At 67.8% G+C, this 19,706-nt stretch carries 21 protein-coding genes, 2 tRNA genes and 1 pseudogene; 15 read left to right on the forward strand and 9 right to left on the reverse strand.

All coding sequences use genetic code 11. The annotated features are described in order from the left end of the window. Positions 1-25 precede the first annotated feature (25 nt). The 5 genes from mshC to RDCOP1_RS01135 form a co-directional block, all read right to left on the reverse strand. Positions 26-1,267, reverse strand: a complete 1,242-nt coding sequence (gene mshC / locus RDCOP1_RS01115) for a cysteine--1-D-myo-inosityl 2-amino-2-deoxy-alpha-D-glucopyranoside ligase (RefSeq protein WP_072698233.1) — start codon at positions 1,265-1,267, stop codon at positions 26-28. A gap of 60 nt (positions 1,268-1,327) precedes the next feature. After that, positions 1,328-2,134 carry an SCO1664 family protein gene (locus tag RDCOP1_RS01120; protein ID WP_072698807.1) on the reverse strand — a complete coding sequence of 269 codons (807 nt, stop codon included), beginning with the start codon at positions 2,132-2,134 and terminating at the stop codon, positions 1,328-1,330. Positions 2,135-2,138: 4 nt separating this feature from the next. Next, positions 2,139-2,726 carry a DUF3090 domain-containing protein gene (locus RDCOP1_RS01125; protein WP_072698234.1) on the reverse strand — a complete coding sequence of 196 codons (588 nt, stop codon included), beginning with the start codon at positions 2,724-2,726 and terminating at the stop codon, positions 2,139-2,141. 45 nt (positions 2,727-2,771) lie between these two features. Beyond that, complete coding sequence (locus tag RDCOP1_RS01130) at positions 2,772-3,500, reverse strand: histidine phosphatase family protein (RefSeq protein WP_072698235.1); 729 nt, start codon at positions 3,498-3,500, stop codon at positions 2,772-2,774. Between the two features lie 64 nt (positions 3,501-3,564). Next, complete coding sequence (locus tag RDCOP1_RS01135; RefSeq protein WP_174555759.1) at positions 3,565-4,410, reverse strand: undecaprenyl-diphosphate phosphatase; 846 nt, start codon at positions 4,408-4,410, stop codon at positions 3,565-3,567. Positions 4,411-4,603: 193 nt separating this feature from the next. Between RDCOP1_RS01135 and RDCOP1_RS01140 the strand changes: the two genes are divergently transcribed. From RDCOP1_RS01140 to RDCOP1_RS01175, 8 genes are all read left to right on the forward strand, one after another. Next, positions 4,604-5,542 (forward strand): aldo/keto reductase, encoded by a 939-nt coding sequence (locus RDCOP1_RS01140; RefSeq protein ID WP_072698236.1) that lies wholly within the window; start codon positions 4,604-4,606, stop codon positions 5,540-5,542. 90 nt (positions 5,543-5,632) lie between these two features. Next, positions 5,633-6,298: a biliverdin-producing heme oxygenase gene (locus RDCOP1_RS01145; RefSeq protein WP_072698237.1), complete on the forward strand. Its 666-nt coding sequence runs from the start codon at positions 5,633-5,635 to the stop codon at positions 6,296-6,298. Positions 6,299-6,301: 3 nt separating this feature from the next. Next, a complete protein-coding gene (locus RDCOP1_RS01150) occupies positions 6,302-7,327 on the forward strand; it encodes a heme/hemin ABC transporter substrate-binding protein (protein ID WP_072698238.1) in 1,026 nt (341 codons plus the stop codon). A gap of 62 nt (positions 7,328-7,389) precedes the next feature. Then, positions 7,390-8,436: a FecCD family ABC transporter permease gene (locus RDCOP1_RS01155; RefSeq protein WP_072698809.1), complete on the forward strand. Its 1,047-nt coding sequence runs from the start codon at positions 7,390-7,392 to the stop codon at positions 8,434-8,436. Next, entirely contained in the window at positions 8,433-9,290 is an 858-nt protein-coding gene (locus RDCOP1_RS01160) for a heme ABC transporter ATP-binding protein (protein ID WP_072698239.1), read from the forward strand. The genes RDCOP1_RS01155 and RDCOP1_RS01160 overlap by 4 nt, the downstream gene beginning before the upstream one ends. 182 nt (positions 9,291-9,472) lie before the next feature. Continuing rightward, positions 9,473-10,474 (forward strand): NHL repeat-containing protein, encoded by a 1,002-nt coding sequence (locus RDCOP1_RS01165; protein WP_072698240.1) that lies wholly within the window; start codon positions 9,473-9,475, stop codon positions 10,472-10,474. Between the two features lie 2 nt (positions 10,475-10,476). Beyond that, on the forward strand, positions 10,477-10,731 hold the full coding sequence (locus tag RDCOP1_RS01170) for a DUF5703 family protein (RefSeq protein ID WP_072698241.1): 255 nt from the start codon (positions 10,477-10,479) through the stop codon (positions 10,729-10,731). A 40-nt stretch (positions 10,732-10,771) separates the two neighbouring features. Continuing rightward, complete coding sequence (locus RDCOP1_RS01175; protein WP_072698810.1) at positions 10,772-11,845, forward strand: quinone-dependent dihydroorotate dehydrogenase; 1,074 nt, start codon at positions 10,772-10,774, stop codon at positions 11,843-11,845. A gap of 73 nt (positions 11,846-11,918) precedes the next feature. Here RDCOP1_RS01175 and RDCOP1_RS01180 read toward each other — a convergent pair whose 3' ends face one another. Together RDCOP1_RS01180 and RDCOP1_RS01185 are read right to left on the reverse strand one after the other, a co-directional pair. Next, positions 11,919-12,461 carry a YbhB/YbcL family Raf kinase inhibitor-like protein gene (locus RDCOP1_RS01180; protein WP_072698242.1) on the reverse strand — a complete coding sequence of 181 codons (543 nt, stop codon included), beginning with the start codon at positions 12,459-12,461 and terminating at the stop codon, positions 11,919-11,921. Between the two features lie 32 nt (positions 12,462-12,493). After that, positions 12,494-13,846 (reverse strand): M20/M25/M40 family metallo-hydrolase, encoded by a 1,353-nt coding sequence (locus RDCOP1_RS01185; protein ID WP_072698243.1) that lies wholly within the window; start codon positions 13,844-13,846, stop codon positions 12,494-12,496. A 118-nt stretch (positions 13,847-13,964) separates the two neighbouring features. Between RDCOP1_RS01185 and RDCOP1_RS01190 the strand changes: the two genes are divergently transcribed. From RDCOP1_RS01190 to RDCOP1_RS01210, 4 genes and pseudogenes are all read left to right on the forward strand, one after another. Next, positions 13,965-14,050: transfer RNA gene (locus RDCOP1_RS01190), tRNA-Leu, on the forward strand. A gap of 212 nt (positions 14,051-14,262) precedes the next feature. Continuing rightward, positions 14,263-14,348: transfer RNA gene (locus tag RDCOP1_RS01195), tRNA-Leu, on the forward strand. Positions 14,349-14,501: 153 nt separating this feature from the next. Next, positions 14,502-15,317, forward strand: a pseudogene (locus tag RDCOP1_RS01205) (aminoglycoside 6-adenylyltransferase). A gap of 28 nt (positions 15,318-15,345) precedes the next feature. Next, positions 15,346-15,759, forward strand: coding sequence for a lipopolysaccharide assembly protein LapA domain-containing protein (locus RDCOP1_RS01210; protein ID WP_084722360.1), 414 nt, complete (start codon positions 15,346-15,348; stop codon positions 15,757-15,759). Between the two features lie 28 nt (positions 15,760-15,787). Here the strand turns inward: RDCOP1_RS01210 and RDCOP1_RS01215 are convergent, their stop codons facing one another. Beyond that, complete coding sequence (locus RDCOP1_RS01215; protein WP_072698246.1) at positions 15,788-16,732, reverse strand: helix-turn-helix transcriptional regulator; 945 nt, start codon at positions 16,730-16,732, stop codon at positions 15,788-15,790. A 93-nt stretch (positions 16,733-16,825) separates the two neighbouring features. Between RDCOP1_RS01215 and RDCOP1_RS01220 the strand changes: the two genes are divergently transcribed. Next, positions 16,826-17,245, forward strand: coding sequence for a VOC family protein (locus RDCOP1_RS01220; RefSeq protein WP_072698247.1), 420 nt, complete (start codon positions 16,826-16,828; stop codon positions 17,243-17,245). A 1-nt stretch (position 17,246) separates the two neighbouring features. Then, positions 17,247-17,654, forward strand: a complete 408-nt coding sequence (locus tag RDCOP1_RS01225; protein ID WP_072698248.1) for a YdeI/OmpD-associated family protein — start codon at positions 17,247-17,249, stop codon at positions 17,652-17,654. Between the two features lie 96 nt (positions 17,655-17,750). Here RDCOP1_RS01225 and RDCOP1_RS01230 read toward each other — a convergent pair whose 3' ends face one another. Then, positions 17,751-17,993: a PLDc N-terminal domain-containing protein gene (locus tag RDCOP1_RS01230; RefSeq protein WP_072698249.1), complete on the reverse strand. Its 243-nt coding sequence runs from the start codon at positions 17,991-17,993 to the stop codon at positions 17,751-17,753. A gap of 86 nt (positions 17,994-18,079) precedes the next feature. On the opposite strand from RDCOP1_RS01230, the gene RDCOP1_RS01235 reads away from it, so the two are divergent. Next, positions 18,080-19,552, forward strand: a complete 1,473-nt coding sequence (locus RDCOP1_RS01235) for an SDR family NAD(P)-dependent oxidoreductase (protein WP_072698250.1) — start codon at positions 18,080-18,082, stop codon at positions 19,550-19,552. Positions 19,553-19,706 lie beyond the last annotated feature (154 nt).

The following is a 19,706-nucleotide window of genomic DNA, read 5'->3' on the forward strand; positions in this document are numbered from 1 at the left end:
CACCGCTCGCATCGAGCGGAGCGTCCTACCGCAGCGGCACACCCAGCAGCGCGTCGGCAGCGTCAGCGAACAAACCGGGCGCCGACGCATCGTCGCCACCCCGCTCGACCGCGAAGCGTGCCCACCCGTCGAGGGCGGCAAGAGCCTTCGGAGTGTCGAGGTCGTCGGCGAGGTGCTGGCGCAACCGCGCGATGGTGTCGTCGGCGGACTGCGCCGACTCCAGCGCCGCCGCCTGACGCCAGAGCGCGAGCCGGGTGTGCGCGTCTGCAAGCACCTCGTCGGTCCAGGCCCGATCGGTGCGGTAGTGACCGGAGAGCAGGCCGAGGCGGATCGCGGAGGGATCGACGCCTTTCGCGCGCAGCTTGGAGACGAACACCAGGTTGCCGCGCGACTTCGACATCTTCTCACCGTCGAGCCCGATCATGCCGGTGTGGACATAGTGCCGCGCGAAGCGGCGCTCGCCCGTGACGGCTTCGGCGTGTGCGGACGAGAACTCGTGGTGCGGGAAGATCAGGTCGCTGCCCCCGCCCTGCACGTCGAAACCGCTACCGATGCGGTTGAGGGCGATCGCGGCGCACTCGATGTGCCAGCCGGGGCGGCCGTCACCGAACGGAGACGGCCACGCCGGCTCCCCCGGTCGCTGCGCGCGCCACAGCAGCGCGTCGAGCGGGTTGCGCTTACCGGCACGATCCGGATCGCCGCCGCGTTCGGCGAAGAACCGCATCATCGTCTCGTGGTCGTACCCGGATTCGTAGCCGAACTGCTCGGTGGCGTCCACCCGGAAGTACACATCCGGGTACTCGGGGTCGTCCACGATGTAAGCAGCACCGGAAGCGACGAGTTTTTCGACGAGTTCGACGACCTCGTTCACCGATTCGACGGCGCCGATGTAGTCGCGGGGCGGCAGTACCCGCAGCGCTTCCATGTCTTCCCGGAACAGCGCGGTCTCCCGCATGCCGAGGACCATCCAGTCTTCGCCGTCACGTTCCGCGCGTTCGAACAGCGGGTCGTCGACGTCGGTGACGTTCTGGACGTAGTGGACGTCGTGCCCGGCGTCGCGCCAGATGCGATTGACGAGGTCGAAGGCCAGGTAGGTGGCCGCGTGCCCGAGGTGGGTGGCGTCGTACGGGGTGATGCCGCAGACGTACATCGTGGCGGTCGCGCCGGGTGTGACGGGGCGCACCGCGCGATCCGCGGTGTCGAACAACCGCAAGGGGGGGCCTTCACCGGGGACGGACGGGATCGCGACGTCGGACCAAGACTGCATGGCTACGAGAGTAGTGGAGCCACGCGACGCTTCTCCTCGGGGCACCCGGAGGTCAGAACGTCAGAACGCCGGCCACGGAATACGGCGCTCGCCGTACGGTCGCGGCATGACCGGATGCTCGAGAAGGTCCTCGATCCGTCGGCGCAGCGCCTCGACTTCGTCGGCGGTGATGTGCTCCCGCAGCACGTCGGCGAACTCGCCCTCGAGGCGACGAGCGAGTTTGTCGAGGTCGGTGAGCAGTGCCGGGTCGACCGGGTTGCCGGCCCAGCCCCACAGCACGGTGCGCAGTTTGTCGTCCTGGTGCAGGCAGATGCCGTGGTCGATGCCGTACACACCGCCGTCGAGCCCTTCGAGGGCGTGACCGCCCTTGCGGTCGGCGTTGTTGAGCACGATGTCGAGCACCGCCATCCGCTGCAGGCGAGGGTCGTCCGCGTGGATGAGCACGACGTCGTCGCCGTCGAGGTCGCGGGCACGGAGAATCGGCAGCCACCCTTCCGGAAGCTGTCCGGCCGGATAGAGGTCGACGAGATCGAGACGGTCTGCGGGTCCTTCGGAGGGGTCGGGGGTGTCGATCCAGCGCTGCACCATTCCGGGCCCGAACGGACCGTCGCGCAACACGGTGAGCGGGATGACACCCCACCCGAGCGCTTCACAGATCAGGTACGACGCGACCTCGCGGCCGGCGAGGGTGCCGTCCGGGAAGTCCCACAGGGGCCGTTCCCCGCGGACCGGCTTGTAGACACAGCTGACGACGGTCTCGCCGAACCGCGCGTCGCACACCAGCGTCGCGTTGCTGGCATGCGCCACCTGGCCGACGACGGTCAGGTCGCCCTCGGTCAGTACGGTGCGCAGGTCGGCGACGGGCACCAACTCAGCTCTCCTCACCGAACCAGGACGCCGGGTCGAAACCGGGGGTGCGCAGGTAGCCGTTGGTCCGGATGCAGATGTGACCGTCGCCGCCGATCGGCTCGCCGCACAGTGGGCACGGCGCCCGCCCTGCGGCGATCACCATGTCCGAGCGCGCAGCGAACTCACGGGCCTGCACCGGCGTGAGGAACACCCGGACCGCGTCGGGGCCTTCTTCGGTGTCGTCGAGAACCACGGACTCGTCGAGTTCGGTCTCGGTGACGGCGAGCAGTTCGACGACCACCGCCCCGGAATCGGAGTCCCACCCCAGGCCCATGGTGCCGACCCGGAATTCGGCTTCGATCGGGGTCACCAGCGGGTCGGTGTCGACCGACGGTTCGTCAGGAAGCGCGGTGCCGAACCTGCGGTGCACCTCTTCGAGCAGCAGTCCCATCCGGTCGGCAAGGATCTGCACCTGCTGCTTTTCCAGCATCACACTCACGATCCGGGAATCGTGCACGGCCTGCAGATAGAACACCCGGTCTCCGGGCTCACCGACGGTGCCGGCAATGAACCGGTCCGGAGTACGAAACACGTGTATCGCGCGAGCCATCGCACCTCCTCCAGTCAATCCACTCTGCCATGCCCGACACTCTCATTATCCGCCCGTCTTCTCCGCGGGCTTCTCAGCCGGGTCGGAGTCCTCGTCCTGTGCGCCGCCCGGCACCTCTCCGCCGGGTACCGACTTCGGGGCGGCGGGCCCGGCGAGTCCCGACAGGTCGGAACCCGTGTCGTTGACGCGCAACACGAAGGGTCGCGTATCGGTGTACCGGATGACGCTGATCGATGCGGGTTCCGCGACGATGCGCTGGAAACCGTCGAGGTGCGTGGCCAGAGCATCGGCGAGAATCGACTTGATCACGTCACCGTGGGTGCACGCCACCCACACGACATCTTTGCCGTGAGCGGCGGCGAGACGCCGGTCGTGCTCCCGGATCGCCGCGACCGCCCGCTGCTGCACTTCGGCGAGACCTTCACCGCCGGGGAACACCGCAGCGGACGCATGCTGCTGCACGACCTTCCACAGCGGTTCCTCCAGCAGGTCCTTCAGCGCGCGGCCGGTCCAGTCGCCGTAGTCGACCTCTGCGAGCCGATCCTCGACGACAGGCGTCAAGCCGCGGTCCTGCACGAGCGGTTCCACGGTCTGGCGGCAACGCAGCAGCGGCGACCGAACGATCTCGGCGATCTCGAGTCCGGACAGCCGGGTGACGAGGTTCTTCGCCTGGATGTTGCCGACCTCGTCGAGTTCGACACCGGGGGTGCGGCCGGCCAGGACGTGCGAGGTGTTCGCCGTCGACCGGCCGTGGCGAAGCAGGATTACCGTCATGGATCCAGCCTAGAGGCCACCACACGCGGCGTCGCCGCAGACGTGCCGTGGGTCGGGGGCAGGGTCACGTCGCGGGGACCACACCGGTTGCGAGCAGCACCAGTACCACCACCCCGAGCGCCACCCGGTAGCCGACGAACCAGTACATGGAGTGGTTGACGACGAATCGGAGCAACCAGGCGATCGCGGCGTAACCGACGGCGAACGCGATCACCGTGGCGACGAGCAACTGCGGTCCGGACGCATTGAGGCCCTCCCCGACCGGTTCGAATGCGTCGGGAAGGCTGAACAACCCGGAGGCGACAACAGCGGGAATCGCGAGAAGAAACGAATAGCGTGCCGCGGCCTCGCGTGTCAGGCCGAGGAACAGACCAGCGGAAATGGTGCCGCCGGAGCGCGAGACACCGGGAATCAGGGCGAGCGCCTGCGCCGAACCCATGATCAGCCCGTCCTTGAGGGTGAGCTGCTCGACGCTGCGACGCTGCTTGCCGAAGTATTCGGCAGCCGCGATCACGATCGAGAAGACGATGAGCATCGTCGCGACGAGCCAGAGGTTGCGCGCGACCGTGCGGATGTCGTCCTTGAACACGATGCCGAGGATGCCGATGGGGATGGTGCCGAGAATGACGTACCACCCCATCTTGTAGTCGTGGTCGCGGCGCCGGCCGGAATCGAAAAGCCCTCGGAACCAGGCCGTCACGATGCGCGCGATGTCGCGGGCGAAGTACACGAACACTGCTGCTTCGGTGCCGAGCTGGGTGACCGCGGTGAACGACGCACCCGCGTCCTCCCCGAAGAAGACCTCGGAGACGATCCGCAGGTGGCCGGACGAGGAGATCGGCAGAAATTCGGTCAGCCCTTGCACGACGCCGAGGACGATCGTCTGCAGCCAGGTCATCGATTCGCCGATCACGCGAAAACCTCCGCGGCGTCGGCCGAGATGCAGAGAGCACAGGACTGTGTCGTCACCCGCGGAAGGGTACGTGGTACCGGTGTCATCGGCGCGCCGGACGGCGGCGAGTGTGCGCCGGCACTAGGCTGGCGCCCCGGGGACAGCGGTGCGGTACCGCACGATCCCGATGCGGGGAGGTAGCGCGGCCGGTATGGAATACAGGACTGTGGGTGCGAGCGGGTTGCGCGTGTCGCGACTCGGCTTGGGCACTCTGACGTGGGGTCGTGGCACCGACGGCGACGAGGCGGCGGCGCAACTGTCGGCGTTCGTGGATGCGGGCGGCACGCTCGTCGACACCTCCCCTGCCTACGGGGACGGGGTTTCGCAGCGCATCCTCGCGGAACTGCTCGACGACGTCGTCCCGCGCGACGAACTCGTCCTTTCCGGAAGTTCGGGTATCGACACGACGAAGATCGGAGCCGGGCGCGTCGACTGTTCGCGTGGCGGATTGCTGACACAGCTCGACACGACGCTGCGCGAGCTCGGCACCGACCATCTCGACGTGTGGCAGGTCGCCACGTGGGATCCGCACACACCGATCGAAGAGGTCGCCTCCGCACTCGAGTTCGCGGTTGCGAGCGGCCGTGTCCGCTACGTCGGGGTGCGCGGTTTCCTCGGGTGGCAACTCGCTACCGCCGCCACAGTGGCGCAGCGACCAGCGCCGATGGTGTGTACGCAGGTCGAATATTCGTTGCTCGCACGCGGTGTCGAGGAGGAACTCGTTCCGGCCGCCGGCCACCACGGTGTGGGAGTGTTCGCGGCGGTTCCGCTCGCCGGCGGTGTTCTCACCGGCAAGTACCGGTCGGGTGTGCCGGCGGACTCGCGCGGCGCCGACGAGGTACACGCGGAAGAGGTACGCCGGTACCTCACCGAATCCGCGGTGCGGGTGGTCGATGCGGTGGCGACGGCCGCCGACGGCCTGGGCACTTCTCCCCTTGCGGTGGCCCTGGCCTGGGTGCGGGACCGGCCACAGGTGGCTTCCACCCTGGTGGGCGCGCGCGATCTGGCTCAGCTGACCGGTGTGCTCGTCGCGGAGGAACTGGCTTTGCCCCCGGCGATCGCTGCCGCGCTCGACGACGTGAGTGCGTAGAGACCGGACTCTCACTCGTCACGCGGCAAAGGTTAGGCTACCCTCCCCTATGTAGATTCGAGCTCGTTCGGAATTCAGGGAGGTCGGCCGATGGCCGCTGTCGAGATCGCCGGGTTTGCCGAGCGCATCAGGATCGATACGCAACAAGCCCACAACGAGACCGAGAACTCGGTGTTCGTCTCCGAACTGCTCGAAGGCAAGCTCACCGTCGAAGCACACGCCGAACTGATCGCGCAGTCGTGGTTCATCTACGACGCACTCGAGCGCATCGGGCGGACCTATGCCGACGACCCGATCGTCGGCCCGGTTCTCTCGGACGATCTGCTGCGGATCCCAGCTCTCGAAGCCGACCTCGAGTTCCTGATCGGCGACGACTGGCGCAACCGGATCAGCCCGCTCCCCGCCACCGAGGCATACGTGCAGCGACTCGAACAGGTCGCCGCGTCGTCGCCGGAAGCCTTTCTCGCCCACCATTACCTGCGGTATCTCGGCGACCTGTCCGGCGGGCAGATCATCCGGCGGATGCTCGAGCGCGCATACGGCTACCAGCGCGACGGCCTGCGGTTCTACATCTTCGACGGCATCCCCAAGCCCAAGCCGTTCAAGGACGAATACCGCGCCAAGCTCGATGCCGCGCCCCTCGACGCCGCGCAGCAGCAGGCAGTGATCGACGAAGCGATCCTCGTCTACGGGCTCAACCGGGCGTTGTTCCAGGACCTCGCCGGCAACATCGACCGCTACCGGGTCCGGGCCTGACCGATGTCCGTCTCGCCTCGCACCGCCCTGACCGTTCTGTTCCTGGCCCTGACCACCGTTTTCGTCGGTGCGTGCAGCGCTCCCGGCAGCGAAGACCCGTCGCTCGCCGTGGCGACGGGGCACCGCACCGCAGTGGTCGACGACCGCAATCCCCGCCCCATCGGCACCACCCCGTCGCCTCGTCTGCCGGCCACCGTGCGCGGTGCCGACGGCGTCGACGTCACCGTCACCGACGTCTCCCGGATCGTGGTCGCCGATCGGTCGGGAACCCTCGCCCAGACGGTGTACTCGCTCGGGCTCGGCAACAACATCGTCGGACGGTCCACCGCGATCTACCCGGCCGGTGAACACATCCCCAACGTGACGCCGGGCGGCCACGGCCTCAACGCGGAAGCCATCCTCGCGCTGAATCCGACGGTCGTGCTCACCGACACCTCCGTCGGCCCCCTCGCGGTGCAGGAACAGATCCGCGCCACCGGGGTCCCGGTGGTGTTCGTGGACCCCGAACGCACCCTCGACACCGTCGCCCCCGGAATCGAGACGGTGGCGGCGGCACTCGGCGTCCCCGCGGCCGGCGCAGCGCTGGTCCGGCGCACGCTCGACGAGATCACCGCCGCGCGCGAATCCGTACCCGCAGATCACCCCGAACTGACCGTCGCCTTCCTGTACCTGCGCGGTTCTGCCATCAAAATGCTCGGTGGACCGGGCTCGGGCGCAGACGCCCTGCTCGCCGCCGCCGGCGCACGCGATGCGGGCATCCTCGCCGGTCTCGAATCCCAGTTCGTCCCGATCACCAGCGAAGCGATGATCGCGTCCGCACCCGACGTGATCCTGATCATGACCCACAGCCTCGAATCCGTCGGCGGACCGGACGGATTGGCCGCCCTCCCGGGCGTCGCACAGACCCCCGCCGGAAAAACAGAGAACATCGTCGACATGGACGACTCGATGTTGCTGAGTTTCGGCCCCGACACCGGGAAAGTGCTCGCGGCCCTGGTCGACGCGCTGTACCGGACGGACACCGCATGACCGCGGGTCGCCCCGGCGGAACCCTGACCGCCTCCTCCGGCGACCCGGCCCGCGACCGCGGTATGCGCAGGGCCGGACTCGGGCGCACCACTGTCGTCTTCGCGGGGCTCGGCGCGGCGCTGATGATCCTGGCCGTCGTGTCCGCGTGCCTCGGACAGGTGCCGACGAGTCCGGCGGAAGTAGTCAGCAGCCTGTTGCACCGCGCCGGACTCGAGATCGGGCCGATGCCCGCCCATCCCGCCGGTGAAGTGACGCTGTGGGAGGTGCGGTTCCCACGCGCCGTGCTCGCAATGCTCGTCGGAGCCGCACTCGGTTGCTCCGGCGCGCTCCTGCAGGGCATCTTCGCCAACCCGCTCGCCGAACCCGGCGTGATCGGGGTGTCCTCGGGTGCCGCGGTCGGCGCGTCCGCAGTCATCGTGCTCGGCGGCGCGTTCACCTCGGGCTGGTCGCTCGCGTGGGCTGCGCTCGTATCCGGACTGGTCACCACAGCGCTCGTCTACATGTTGTCGCGCTCCGACGGACGGACCGAGGTCGTCACGGTCATCCTGACCGGCGTCGCCGTCAACGCGGTCGCCGGCGGACTCATCGCGCTCTTCACGTTCGTCGCCGATCCCGCCGCACGCGATCAGATCGTCTTCTGGCAGCTCGGCAGTCTCGGAGGCGCCACATGGGACACCGTCGCCGTCGTGGCCCCACTGACCGCCGTCGGGATCGCGGCTGCCATCGTGCTCGCCCCCAAGCTCGACCTCCTCGCGCTCGGAGAAAGCGTTGCCCGCCACCTCGGTGTCGACGTGGAGCGGGTTCGGCAGGCCTCGATCGTCGTCGTGGCGGTACTCGTCAGCGCTGCGGTGGCCTTCACCGGAATCATCATGTTCGTGGGGCTGGTGGTCCCGCACCTGATGCGCATGCTCCTCGGCCCCGCTCATCGGGTGCTGTTGTGCGCGAGCGCCCTCGCGGGTGCCCTGGTTCTCCTCGCCGCCGACCTCGGAGCGCGCACCCTCGTCGACAACGCCGACCTGCCGTTGGGCATGATCACCGCCCTGATCGGTGGCCCCGCGTTCTTCTGGATGCTTCGTCGTACCCGTGCGCAGCAGGGAGGCTGGGCATGAACCGGCTCCTGCACCGACGCCAGGGCGTCGCAATCCCCCGGCGATCCGGCCACGGCACCACCACGATGCGAGCTGTCGGCGTGGAGCTGAGCCGGGGCCCCCGGGAGATTCTCCGCGGCGTGAACCTCGAGGTGCGAGTCGGTGAGGTGGTCGCGCTCGTCGGTCCCAACGGTGCCGGCAAATCAACCCTGCTGGCCGCGCTGACCGGCGACCTCCCCATCACCCGGGGAAGCGTCGAGGTCGACGGCCGGCCGCTCGGCGACTGGTCTCCCCTGGCGCTGGCACGCAGACGCGCAGTGCTGCCGCAGCAGCACGCCGTCGGATTCCCCTTCACCGCCCGGCAGGTCGTGCAGATGGGCCGCGCCGCGTGGTCACGCACCCAGCGCGCGGACGAGGACGACCGCGTCGTCGCAGACGCATTCGCCACCTGCGATGTCGGCCACCTCGCCGACAGGCCCTTCCCCGCGCTGTCCGGCGGTGAGCGGGCAAGGGTGGCACTCGCACGAGTTCTCGCGCAGGACACCGAAACACTGCTGCTCGACGAGCCAACCGCGGCTCTCGACATCGGTCACCAGGAGTCGGTGATGCAGGTCGTGCGGGATCGCGCCGACCGCGGTCACGCCGTGGTGGTGGTGCTGCACGACCTGGGCCTGGCAGCTGCGTACGCCGACCGGATCTGTGTACTCGAACGCGGCCTGATCGTCGCCGACGGTCCGCCCACCTCGGTCCTGACCGAAGAGCTTCTGGCGAGCGTCTACCAGTATCCGATCCGGATCACCCGGCACCCGGAAACCGGCACTCCCCTCGTCCTCCCGCGACGCGCGACGCCCGAGTCACCGTCCTCCGGCGAGTGAGCGGGTCGTCACACCCACCGAAGGGGGCCCTGGGCCGGACGCGGCGGTGTGCCTGGGCCGCACGCTGCGGTGTGCCCGAGCCGGGTGCGGCGATGCGACGCCGATCAGGAACACTGGAACCTGACGCGCCGACGCGGATCGGGCCGGCGCGCGAGTCGGCGCGACAACGAGGAGCGAGAACGATGGACAGACCGGGTATCCGTGGGACCGCATTGGTGTTGGGGGTCGCGGTGGCTGTCCTCACCGGGTGCTCGGCGGAAGACGCGTCCGAGACCATCCAGACCATCGAACCTGCCACCCCTGCCGTCGCGCCCAGCGTGACCCCCACCCCTGCGGGCACGGTGCGTCCGCTCGACTATCGCGTCGACGACCTGATTGTCGGGGAAACCGGCACCCTGGCCGCTCTCGCCGACGAGGGGACCCGCCTGCTGCTTCTCGACGATCCCGCTGCCGAGCCGCAGGTCGTGACCCTCCCGGCCGAGGCAGCCACACTCGTAGCCGGACCCGGCGGCACCATACTTGCTCCCGCGTCGGGTGTCGTGGCGCAGATCGACACCTCCGACGGCACGGTCGCCGAAGTTCCCGTCGACGCCGATGCCGTCTCCGCTGCCGTGCTCGGCGACGGCCGGTGGGCGGTCGGCACCTCCGACGGCCGGGTACTGATCGTCGATCCGGGCACCAGCGAGGTGGCCGAAACCATCGGCGGGCTCGCCTCGGCGGACTTGATCGCCGTGAGCGGGGATTCGGTCGCGGCCCTCGACCGGCGGCAGACGTCGCTGACCTCGATCGACATCGCGGACGCGCATCTCGGCGCGGCACTGCGTGCCGGACGCGGCGCGACCCAGTTGACCACCGATCCCTACGGGCGGGTCATCGTGACCGACACGACCGGCGACGAGCTGCTGGTCTACACGATCGACGAACTGATCCTGCGGCAGCGCTACCCCGTCGGTCCGGCTCCGTACGCTGTTGCGTACGACGATCAGCGGGATCTGGTGTGGGTCACGCTGACCGGAAGCAACGAGGTTGTGGGCTACGATCTGTCGACCGGGACCGCGGAGGAACGCCATCGTTTCGCGACCGTACGGCAGCCGAATTCGGTTGCCGTCGACCCGGCGGATGGGACGCTGGTGATCGCCTCGGCGACCGGCGACGGACTGCAGAGGATCCCGATCGAAGGGTAGAGATGGCAAGCGAGCGATTCAGCCGGTTCACCCGACTTCCCGTCGACTGGGACACCAGCAACGACGAGTACGAATACGCGCCGTTGCGCCTGCCGCGCGACGTCTCCCGGGTGAGTGCGTCGCTTCGACTGGCGATCTCCGCCGAATTCCACGGCTGGGAGTTGACACGCCTGCGGCTCTATCCCGACGGCAGCCGCCGGGTGTTGCTGCGCCGGCGCAAGACCGGCCAACCAGTTCCCCACCCCACCGTCCGCTGATCCGACCCCCGGCCGCCGCCGGGCCTGCAGGGAGATGTCCGTGTACCGCTTGCTTCTTCGGCTGATGTTCCTTCTCCCGCCGGAGCGGGCTCACCACCTCGCATTCTTCGTGATGCGTCTCGTGACCCGGTTCGCCCCCACGCGGGCGCTCGTCTCGAAGGTGCTCGTCACCGACGACCCGATCCTGCGCAACACCGTCGGCGGGGTGGACTTCCCCGCGCCGCTCGGACTCGCAGCGGGCTTCGACAAGGACGCCACCGGGGTGGACGTGTGGGGCCCTCTGGGTTTCGGGTTCGCCGAGATCGGCACCGTCACCGCGCAGGCGCAACCCGGCAACCCCGCACCGCGCCTGTTCCGGCTTCCGGAGGATCGCGCCCTGGTCAACCGGATGGGCTTCAACAACCACGGCGCAGGTGAGGCGGCCAATCGGCTGCGGCAGCGCCGTCGCACCGTGCCGATCGGCGCGAACATCGGCAAGACGAAGGTCGTGCCCGCGACCGACGCGACCGCCGACTACACCGAGAGCGCTCGTCTGCTCGGACCACTCGCCGACTTCCTGGTGGTCAACGTGTCCTCACCGAACACGCCCGGCCTGCGGGACCTGCAAGCAGTCGAATCATTGCGCCCGCTGCTCGCGGCGGTGCTCGACACCGTGACGGTGCCCGTGTTCGTGAAGATCGCACCGGATCTGTCGGACGACGACATCGACGCGGTCGCCGACCTCGCACTCGAACTGGGACTCGCCGGCATCGTCGCCACCAATACGACGATCCGCCGCGACGGCCTCCGCACCGATCCGGCGCGAATCGAGGAGATCGGGGCAGGCGGGCTGTCGGGTCCGCCGGTCGCGGCGCGCTCGCTCGAAGTTCTGCAACGACTCCACGATCGCGTCGGTGGGCGTCTGGCGATCGTGTCGGTCGGCGGCATCGAGACCGCGGAACAGGCGTGGGAGCGAATCCTGGCGGGCGCGTCGCTGGTGCAGGGCTACACCGGTTTCATCTACGGCGGCGCACTCTGGGCACGGCGGATCAACAAGGGCATCGCGCGCAAACTTCGCGCCCACGGCTACCGTTCGATCGCCGACGCTGTCGGTGCCGGAACCCGGGCGCGGTAACTTCCGCCCCGGCCCGATACGGCGGGTGACGTCGGAGCCGCATGGCCTCGACGTCACCCGCCGTTGTGGTGCTCTAGGCGACCTCGTAGGTCCCGGTGAGAAGTCCGCGCGCGATGGCATGCCCGAACACGTTGAAACCGAGGAAGGCCGGGCTCGAATCGGGTGTGACTCCGTCGAGAACGTCGACGTCGAGTGCGTGTACCGCGACGATGTAGCGGTGGTAGCCGTGGCCGGCGGGGGGCGCAGCGCCGATGAAGCCGTGCGCGCCGCCGTCGTGACGCAGCGTCACTGCGGACTCGGGCAGGCCCGGAGCCCCGGGGGTCCCGGCGCCGCTGGGCACCTCGGTGACGGTGGCCGGAATGTTCGCGACGGCCCAATGCCAGAATCCCGAAGCGGTGGGAGCATCCGGGTCGAACACCGTGACGACGAAGCTCTTCGTCTCCGCCGGGAAACCGGACCAGGACAGCTGCGGTGACACGTCACCGCCACCGGGGATGCCGAAAGCTCCGCTCGCCTGGGGAAGCTTCCACTCCTCGCCTTCGGCGAAGTCCGCGCTGGTGACCTCGAACGTCGGCAACTCGGGCAGGAACTTGTACGGGTCGTAATCGAAGGCCATACTGGTCCTTTCGTGATCGGGATACAACTGATTCAGGCGTGCATGAGGAAGTGTTCCATGACACGGGTACCGAAGTGCAGCGCGTCGACGGGGACACGCTCGTCGACTCCGTGGAACAAGGCCGCGAAGTCGAGTTCCGGCGGCAGTTGCAGCGGCGCGAAGCCGAAGCAGCGGATTCCCAGTCGCGCGAACGCCTTTGCGTCGGTACCGGCGGAGAGCATGTACGGCACGGTGCGTCCGATGGGGTCGTGCGCGAGGATCGCCGCGTTCATCGCGTCCACGAGATCTCCGTCGAACGTGGTTTCGTACGACTCGAGGCTCGTGACCCATTCGCGCGTGACGTTCGGGCCGATCAATTCGTCCACGGTGCGCTCGAATTCGGCGAGCCGGCCGGGGAGAATCCTGCAGTCGACCATCGCGTGGGCGGTGCGGGGGATCACGTTGGCCTTGTAACCCGCGTCCAGCATGGTCGGGTTCGCGGTGTCGCGCAGGGTCGCGCCGACGATGCGGGCGATCGAGCCGAGTTTGGCGAGCGTGCCATCGAGATCCGGGGAGGACGGATCGAGATCGAGTCCCGTCTCCTCGCCGACGACGGCCAGGAATTCCGCGACCGAGTCGTTGACGACGAGAGGGAAGGTATGAGAGCCGAGTCGCGCGACCGCCTGCGACAGCACGGTGACGGCGTTGTACTCGTGCAGGAACGAGCCGTGGCCCGCGACGCCCGTCGCGGTCAACCGCAGCCAGCCCATTCCCTTCTCTGCCGTTTCGACCATGTAGAGGCGGCGTTCGCTGCCGTCCGGGCGCGGCACGGTGAGCGAGAACCCGCCCACCTCTCCGACTGCCTCGGTGACGCCGTCGAACAGATCGGGCCGGTGGTCGACGAGCCACTGCGACCCGTATTTGCCGCCGGCTTCCTCGTCGGCGAGGAATGCGAAGACGAGATCGCGCGGCGGGACGATGTTCTCGGCCTTGAAGTAGCGTGCGACCGCGATCATCATGCCGACCATGTCTTTCATGTCGACCGCGCCGCGTCCCCAGACGTAGCCGTTCTCCACTGCCCCGGAGAACGGATGCACGCTCCAGTCGGCGGGTTCGGCCGGCACGACGTCGAGGTGCCCGTGCAGCAGCAGCGCACCGCGGGACGGGTCGGAGCCCGCAAGGCGGGCGAAGACGTTGCCACGACCGGGTGCGCCGGACTCGACGTAGACGGTGTCGTACCCCACCTCTTCTAGTAGCGCGGCGACCCATTCGGCACACTCGCGCTCGCCACGGGTGGTGGCGGGATCGCCGGTGTTGGACGTGTCGAATCGGATCAGCCGGGAGACGAGGTCGACGACCTCCGACTCGGCCCGGGAGGGACGGTGGGCGCTGGAGTGTGTGGCCATGCCTGCATGTCTACCATTGCGTGCGGCGCGGATCACTGCAGGTAAGGGTGCCGATTTGGGGTGCGCGCCTCGGTGGGATAGTCTTTCACAGCACCCGCCGGAGCGGGCGCAAGCATTAGTCCGAGTGGCGGAATGGCAGACGCGCTAGCTTGAGGTGCTAGTGTCCTATTAACGGACGTGGGGGTTCAAGTCCCCCCTCGGACACTCTGCGTTGAGACAGACGAAAAGGCCCCGAATCGCAAGGTTCGGGGCCTTTTTTCGTGGTGCGGCAGGGTGCGCTCGTCCTGCCCGTCGCGCCCCTCAGGACACCGACGAAGCGATGTCGAGGCGTTTTGGGGATTGCACCCCGTATGCGCTAGTGTTTTCTTCAGCGCCCGCGGGAGCGGGTGCTACCGGCATGTCCCTCGTGGACGTCGGTCCGAGTGGCGGAATGGCAGACGCGCTAGCTTGAGGTGCTAGTGTCCTATTAACGGACGTGGGGGTTCAAGTCCCCCCTCGGACACTCCCTGCAGTTCATGAACTGCAACCACACGAGGTCACGAACTCGAAAGAGATTGTGGCCTCGTTTTCGTTCGTTCCAGCGCGCCTTGCCTTCCGGTGAAAGATCGATCGTGGTGGCCCGTGGTAGCTGTAGGCCAGGGAGTCCCCCACCGGAATCCTCGAACGCATCGTCGCGTTCGCGTCCGCCCACGACGGCATCGAGGCTGTGATCCAGACCGGATCCCGCGCACGCAACCAGCGAGTCGATCGCCTTTCCGATTTGGATATCGAACTCATCGGTCCCGCTGTCTCTTCTTTGGCCGGTGACGACAGTTGGGCGGCACCCCTCGGCGACCAGTTGGTGAGCATTCATCTCGCCAACGAGGAGGACCACGCACCGGACTGACCGACATACCTCGTGGTCCTTGCTGGTGGACGGAAGATCGACTTGACCCTTGCAGGTCCGGAGCGGATCACCCGGATGATCGATTGCGGCCTGGACCCGGTCTATCAGCGCGGCTACCGCGTCCTCTCGGACAAGACCGGGGTCGCCGCCGCGCTTCCTACTCCCACCGGACCTCCGACCGGCGCTCGGCCGACCGAGTCCGAGTTCGTGTCGAATCAGCGAGAGTTCTGGTTCGAAGCTACCCAGATCCCGATCTACATCGCGCGCGGCGACCTGTGGCCGGCTCACTCGAGGCTGGAGGGAATCCGGTCACTACTGCTGGCCGTGCTGGAGTGGCATGCCAGGTCTTCGAGCGCCGATCCGGTGGATACCTGGCACAACGGCCATATCCACGAGGCCGCCCCCGGAAGGGGCGTCATCGTTGATCGGGGTTTTGTGTGGAAGGAATTCTGCATTTCCACCATTTCCGTACGATCCGGTATTCACCCACTGCCCAGCTGCGATAAAGAGTTCGAAGGGTGCGCACTCCGATCAGCGCAGAAGGAAGGTCGACAAGGGGGAAGTGCCCGCCCGGAATCCGAGTGATCGGAACGATTCGGGGGTACCCGACGGCATGTCAACCAGCTCCCGAGGCCCAGACGAGTCGAACCCCGACTACTCGCCCTCCCCGCAGCGCAGCGGCGCATCCGTCCCTTCGTTGGGCACGACACCGGACCCCGACTCCCCCGGCGGTCTGCACCCCGACCTCGCGCGGCGTAAAGGCATCAGGCGCACCCGGACCGGTGCTCTCTGGACTGCACTACTGGCCGGCGTCCTGATCTTGCTGTTGTTGCTGGTGTTCATCCTGCAGAACCTCGACAGCATCACGCTCGAACTGTTCGGGTGGGATTTCTCGCTGCCGCTGGGTGTGGCACTGCTGTTCGCGGCGATCGCCGGAGCGGCGATCGTCGGACTCACCGGGGGCCTGCGGATCCTGCAACTCCGCCATGCCGCCAACCGGCAGCGCACACTCACCACCGGTCAGTAGGACAGCGGCGGTACGGCGGCCGAGAAGATCAGCCGCCGTACTGCCGCGTGAGCTCGTCCCCGATCCGTGCGAGTTCGTGCTGCACCGAGGCGGGCTCGAGCACCTCGACGGCCCAACCCCAGCCGGCGAGGTTGCGAGCGATGTCGAGTGGGGTCGGCGCGGCGATTCGCACCCGGCTGCGCGCGTCCTCGAACTCGGCGTCGACGTGGCAGTGGCGGCCGAAGTGGTCGCGCAGGATGGGGACGTACCGAGTCTCGATGAGGACGGTTGCCCAAGTGCCGGAACGCTTTTGCTCGACTTCGCCGACCACGTGGTTCCAGGCCCGTTCGAGCTCGAAGTCGTCGGGGCGCTCGGCGATCTCCTCGGTCGCCTCGACCTCGACGATCCGGTCGACGCGAAAAGTGCGCTGCCCGCGCTCGGTGCCCGCGATCAAGTACCAGATGTCGTCCTTGTCGACGAGACCCCACGGCGCGACCAGGCGCACCGACTGTTCCCGAAAGGCGTTGGTGTAGGTCAGCCGCACCTTCCGGCGTCGCACCACGGCGTTCTGCAACAGGCCGACGGAGTCGGGCCGCGGCCGGCCGAGTCCGCTCCAGCCGGTGCGGTCGCTCATGACAGCGGCTGCCGCCGCTTCCGCGTCGGCACGAAAGGTATGAGGAAGCGCACGGACTAGCTTGCGCAGAGCGGTCCTGGCCTCCCCTGAGATCGCAGCAGACGGCCCCACCAGAAGAAACAGCGCCTGCGTTTCGGTGGCCGACAATCCACTCAGATCGGTGCGGGCACCACCGACCAGTGCCCAGCCGCCACCACGCCCAGGCTGCGGGTAGACGGGGATCCCCGCCACCGACAGCGCTTCGAGGTCGCGTCGCGCCGTCGCCACCGACACCTCGAGTTCCTCGGCGAGCTGCGCGGCGGTCACCCGGCCCCGCTGCTGGAGAAACAGCAAGGCCGCGACGAGGCGGTCTGCGCGCATGGCTCCACTATCCCCGGAAAAGTGCTCAGTTGATGAGCACTTCGAGGGGAAGAGTGGATCTCACCGGACAGGAACAAGAAAGGAACAAGCGCCATGCTGCGAGGACTGACCACCACCAATTTCGTCGTCGACGACCTCGACTCCGCCGTGACCTGGTACACCGAACTGCTCGGCATCGAGCCCTACTTCGTCCGTGAAGCGGAGGGGGCGACCGCGTACGCCGAATTCCGCATCGGCGACTTCCAGCACGAACTCGGATTCATCGACCGCCGATTCACCCCTCCGGGCCGAGGCAGCACGGAACTCGGCTCGGCACTGACCTATTGGGCAGTCGACGACGTCCAGGCGGCATACCAACGCTTGCTGTCGATGGGGGCCACCCCGCACGAGGACGTGACCGAGCGCGGACCGGGCTTCGTCACCGCGTCGGTCGTCGATCCGTTCGGCAACGCCCTCGGTGTGATGTACAACCAGCATTATCTCGATGTCGTCGAGTCGGCGAAGGGTTCCTGACATGGATGTCGTGGCGAACAGTGCCGAGGAATGGCGCGAATGGCTGGACACCCACGGCCGGTCGGAAACCGAGGTCTGGTTGATCATCGCGCACCAAGACAGCGGGAGGCAGAGCCTGCGATACAACGAGGCTGTCGAGCACGCCCTCTGCTACGGCTGGATCGACGGCCTGCACCGCAAGCACGACGCTCACAGTTCGCGACTGCGGTTCACGCCCCGGCGGCCGAAAAGCACGTGGAGTGCGCCGAACCGGGAACGCGCCGACCGAATGGTCGCGCAAGGCATGATGACCGAGGCAGGGCAGGCAGCGATCGACCTCGCCAAAAAGCTGGGTACCTGGCAGGCAGCGCGCGATGAGGCGCCCGCCGTTCCGCCCGAACGGACGCACGTCCGGGGCCGTCGGCGCTGAGCCGACTTCACGGAAGAGTATTCACGGAAGAGTAAGGCCCCGAACCATTCGGTTCGGGGCCTTACGCCACCCGGATCAGCTTCTGCGGCAACCGGTTCAGGCTCGTCGTCCCTTACGGAAATAGCGGATGGGTCCGAAGAAGTTCACCGCGATGATCAGAGCCCACTTGAGTTTGCTCCCGTTGACCTTCTCCGCCGGACGCGTCGCGAGGTCCGCCCAGGCGGTCGCCGCCAACGACAACTGCACCGACGCGAGTGTCAGAACCAGAGCCTGCTTCCAGGGAGGCATCTCGGCGAATCTGGACTTCTTCGACGTCTGTGTCGTCACGCTCGGGCTCATCGTTCCTCCTGGTGTGGCATAGCGATCACGGGCGCGACAACCACGCCCGATATCATTATTGGTACAGCACCACACGGAAAAGGCAGATGAACCCCCAAAGCGACACCCTGACTTCGACCAGCGAGACCTTCGGTACCGATCGCATCGATCCCGCCGACCTCGAAATCTGCCTGAGAGTTCTCGACCAGGCCTCCGAACTTCACGCCGAACATCCGGACGCCGTTACCGTGCAGCGCGCGGTCGGGCACATGTTCAAGAAGTTCAAGCAGATGCGGCGGAAGGAAACCCGCGGGCGCAAGGCCGCGGCGGACCGCGAAGTGATCGCCGCGACGGCCACCGGGTCGCCCAACCGGATCGACGACGAAACCGCCGGGGTCCCGATCACCTCCTCGACGAGCGGCGCGAGTGCGGGGACGCTGCTGCGCCCGCGCCCCTGCTACATCTGCAAGGACCGCTACACGCAGGTGGATGCCTTCTACCACCAGCTCTGCCCGTCGTGCGCCGCCGAGAACCACGCCCGACGCGACGCCCGCACCGACCTGACGGGTCGCCGCGCGCTGCTCACGGGCGGTCGCGCCAAGATCGGCATGTACATCGCGTTGCGACTGCTCCGCGACGGCGCCCACACCACCGTGACGACCCGTTTCCCCAACGATGCGATCCGCCGTTTCTCCGCGATGGAGGACAGTGGCGACTGGCTGCATCGGTTGCGTGTGGTCGGAATCGACCTGCGTGACCCCGCCCAGGTCGTGGCCCTCGCCGAGGAGGTCGCTGCCCAAGGTCCCCTCGACATCCTCATCAACAATGCCGCTCAGACGGTGCGTCGCTCCCCCGGTGCGTACTCGGCGCTCGCCGACGCCGAATCGGGCCCCTTGCCGGCGGGACCGCTTCCGGAGGTTCTCACTTTCGGCAAGCCCTCCGACGCACACCCGGCCGCGCTCACCGGAGCGCTTCCCGCGGAGTTGTCCGGAGACGCGCTGACCTCGCTCGCACTCGTGGCCGGATCGGCGACCCCCGAGCGGGTCGCTGCCGGTATCGCGGTGGACGCGGGCGGGTTGCTCCCCGACCTCGTGCACACCAACAGCTGGGTCCAGACCGTGGGCGAGGTCGAGCCCCTCGAACTCCTCGAGGTGCAACTCTGCAACTCGGTTGCTCCGTTCATCCTGGTCAACCGCTTGCGGCCGGCCATGGCGGCGTCCCCTGCCCGTCGCAAGTACGTCGTGAACGTCTCCGCGATGGAGGGCCAGTTCGCCGGTCGCCGGTACAAGGGCGCCGGCCATCCGCACACCAACATGGCGAAAGCCGCGTTGAACATGCTCACGCGGACCAGTGCCGAGGAGATGCTCGCCGACGGCATCCTCATGACGGCGGTCGACACCGGCTGGATCACCGACGAGCGTCCTCATCACACCAAGATGCGACTGGCGGAAGAAGGCTTCCACGCCCCTCTCGATCTGGTCGACGGGGCGGCCCGCGTATACGACCCGATCGTGCGCGGCGAAGCAGGCACGGATCTGTACGGTTGCTTCCTCAAGGATTACCGCCCTGCACCTTGGTGATCGAAACCGGTAGTTCGTACGTCCTCGGTTCGGCGGAAGCGGCAGTGTTGTCACCAGCGGTGTTGTCACCTGCGGTGTTGGCACCTGCGGTCGATTCCCGCTTCTCCAGGGCTGGCCGATTACCACGCACCGAGGCGGGGCATCCACCGAGTCT

The sequence above is a fragment of the Rhodococcus coprophilus NBRC 100603 genome, assembly GCF_001895045.1.
GTDB classification, from domain to species: domain Bacteria; phylum Actinomycetota; class Actinomycetes; order Mycobacteriales; family Mycobacteriaceae; genus Rhodococcus; species Rhodococcus coprophilus.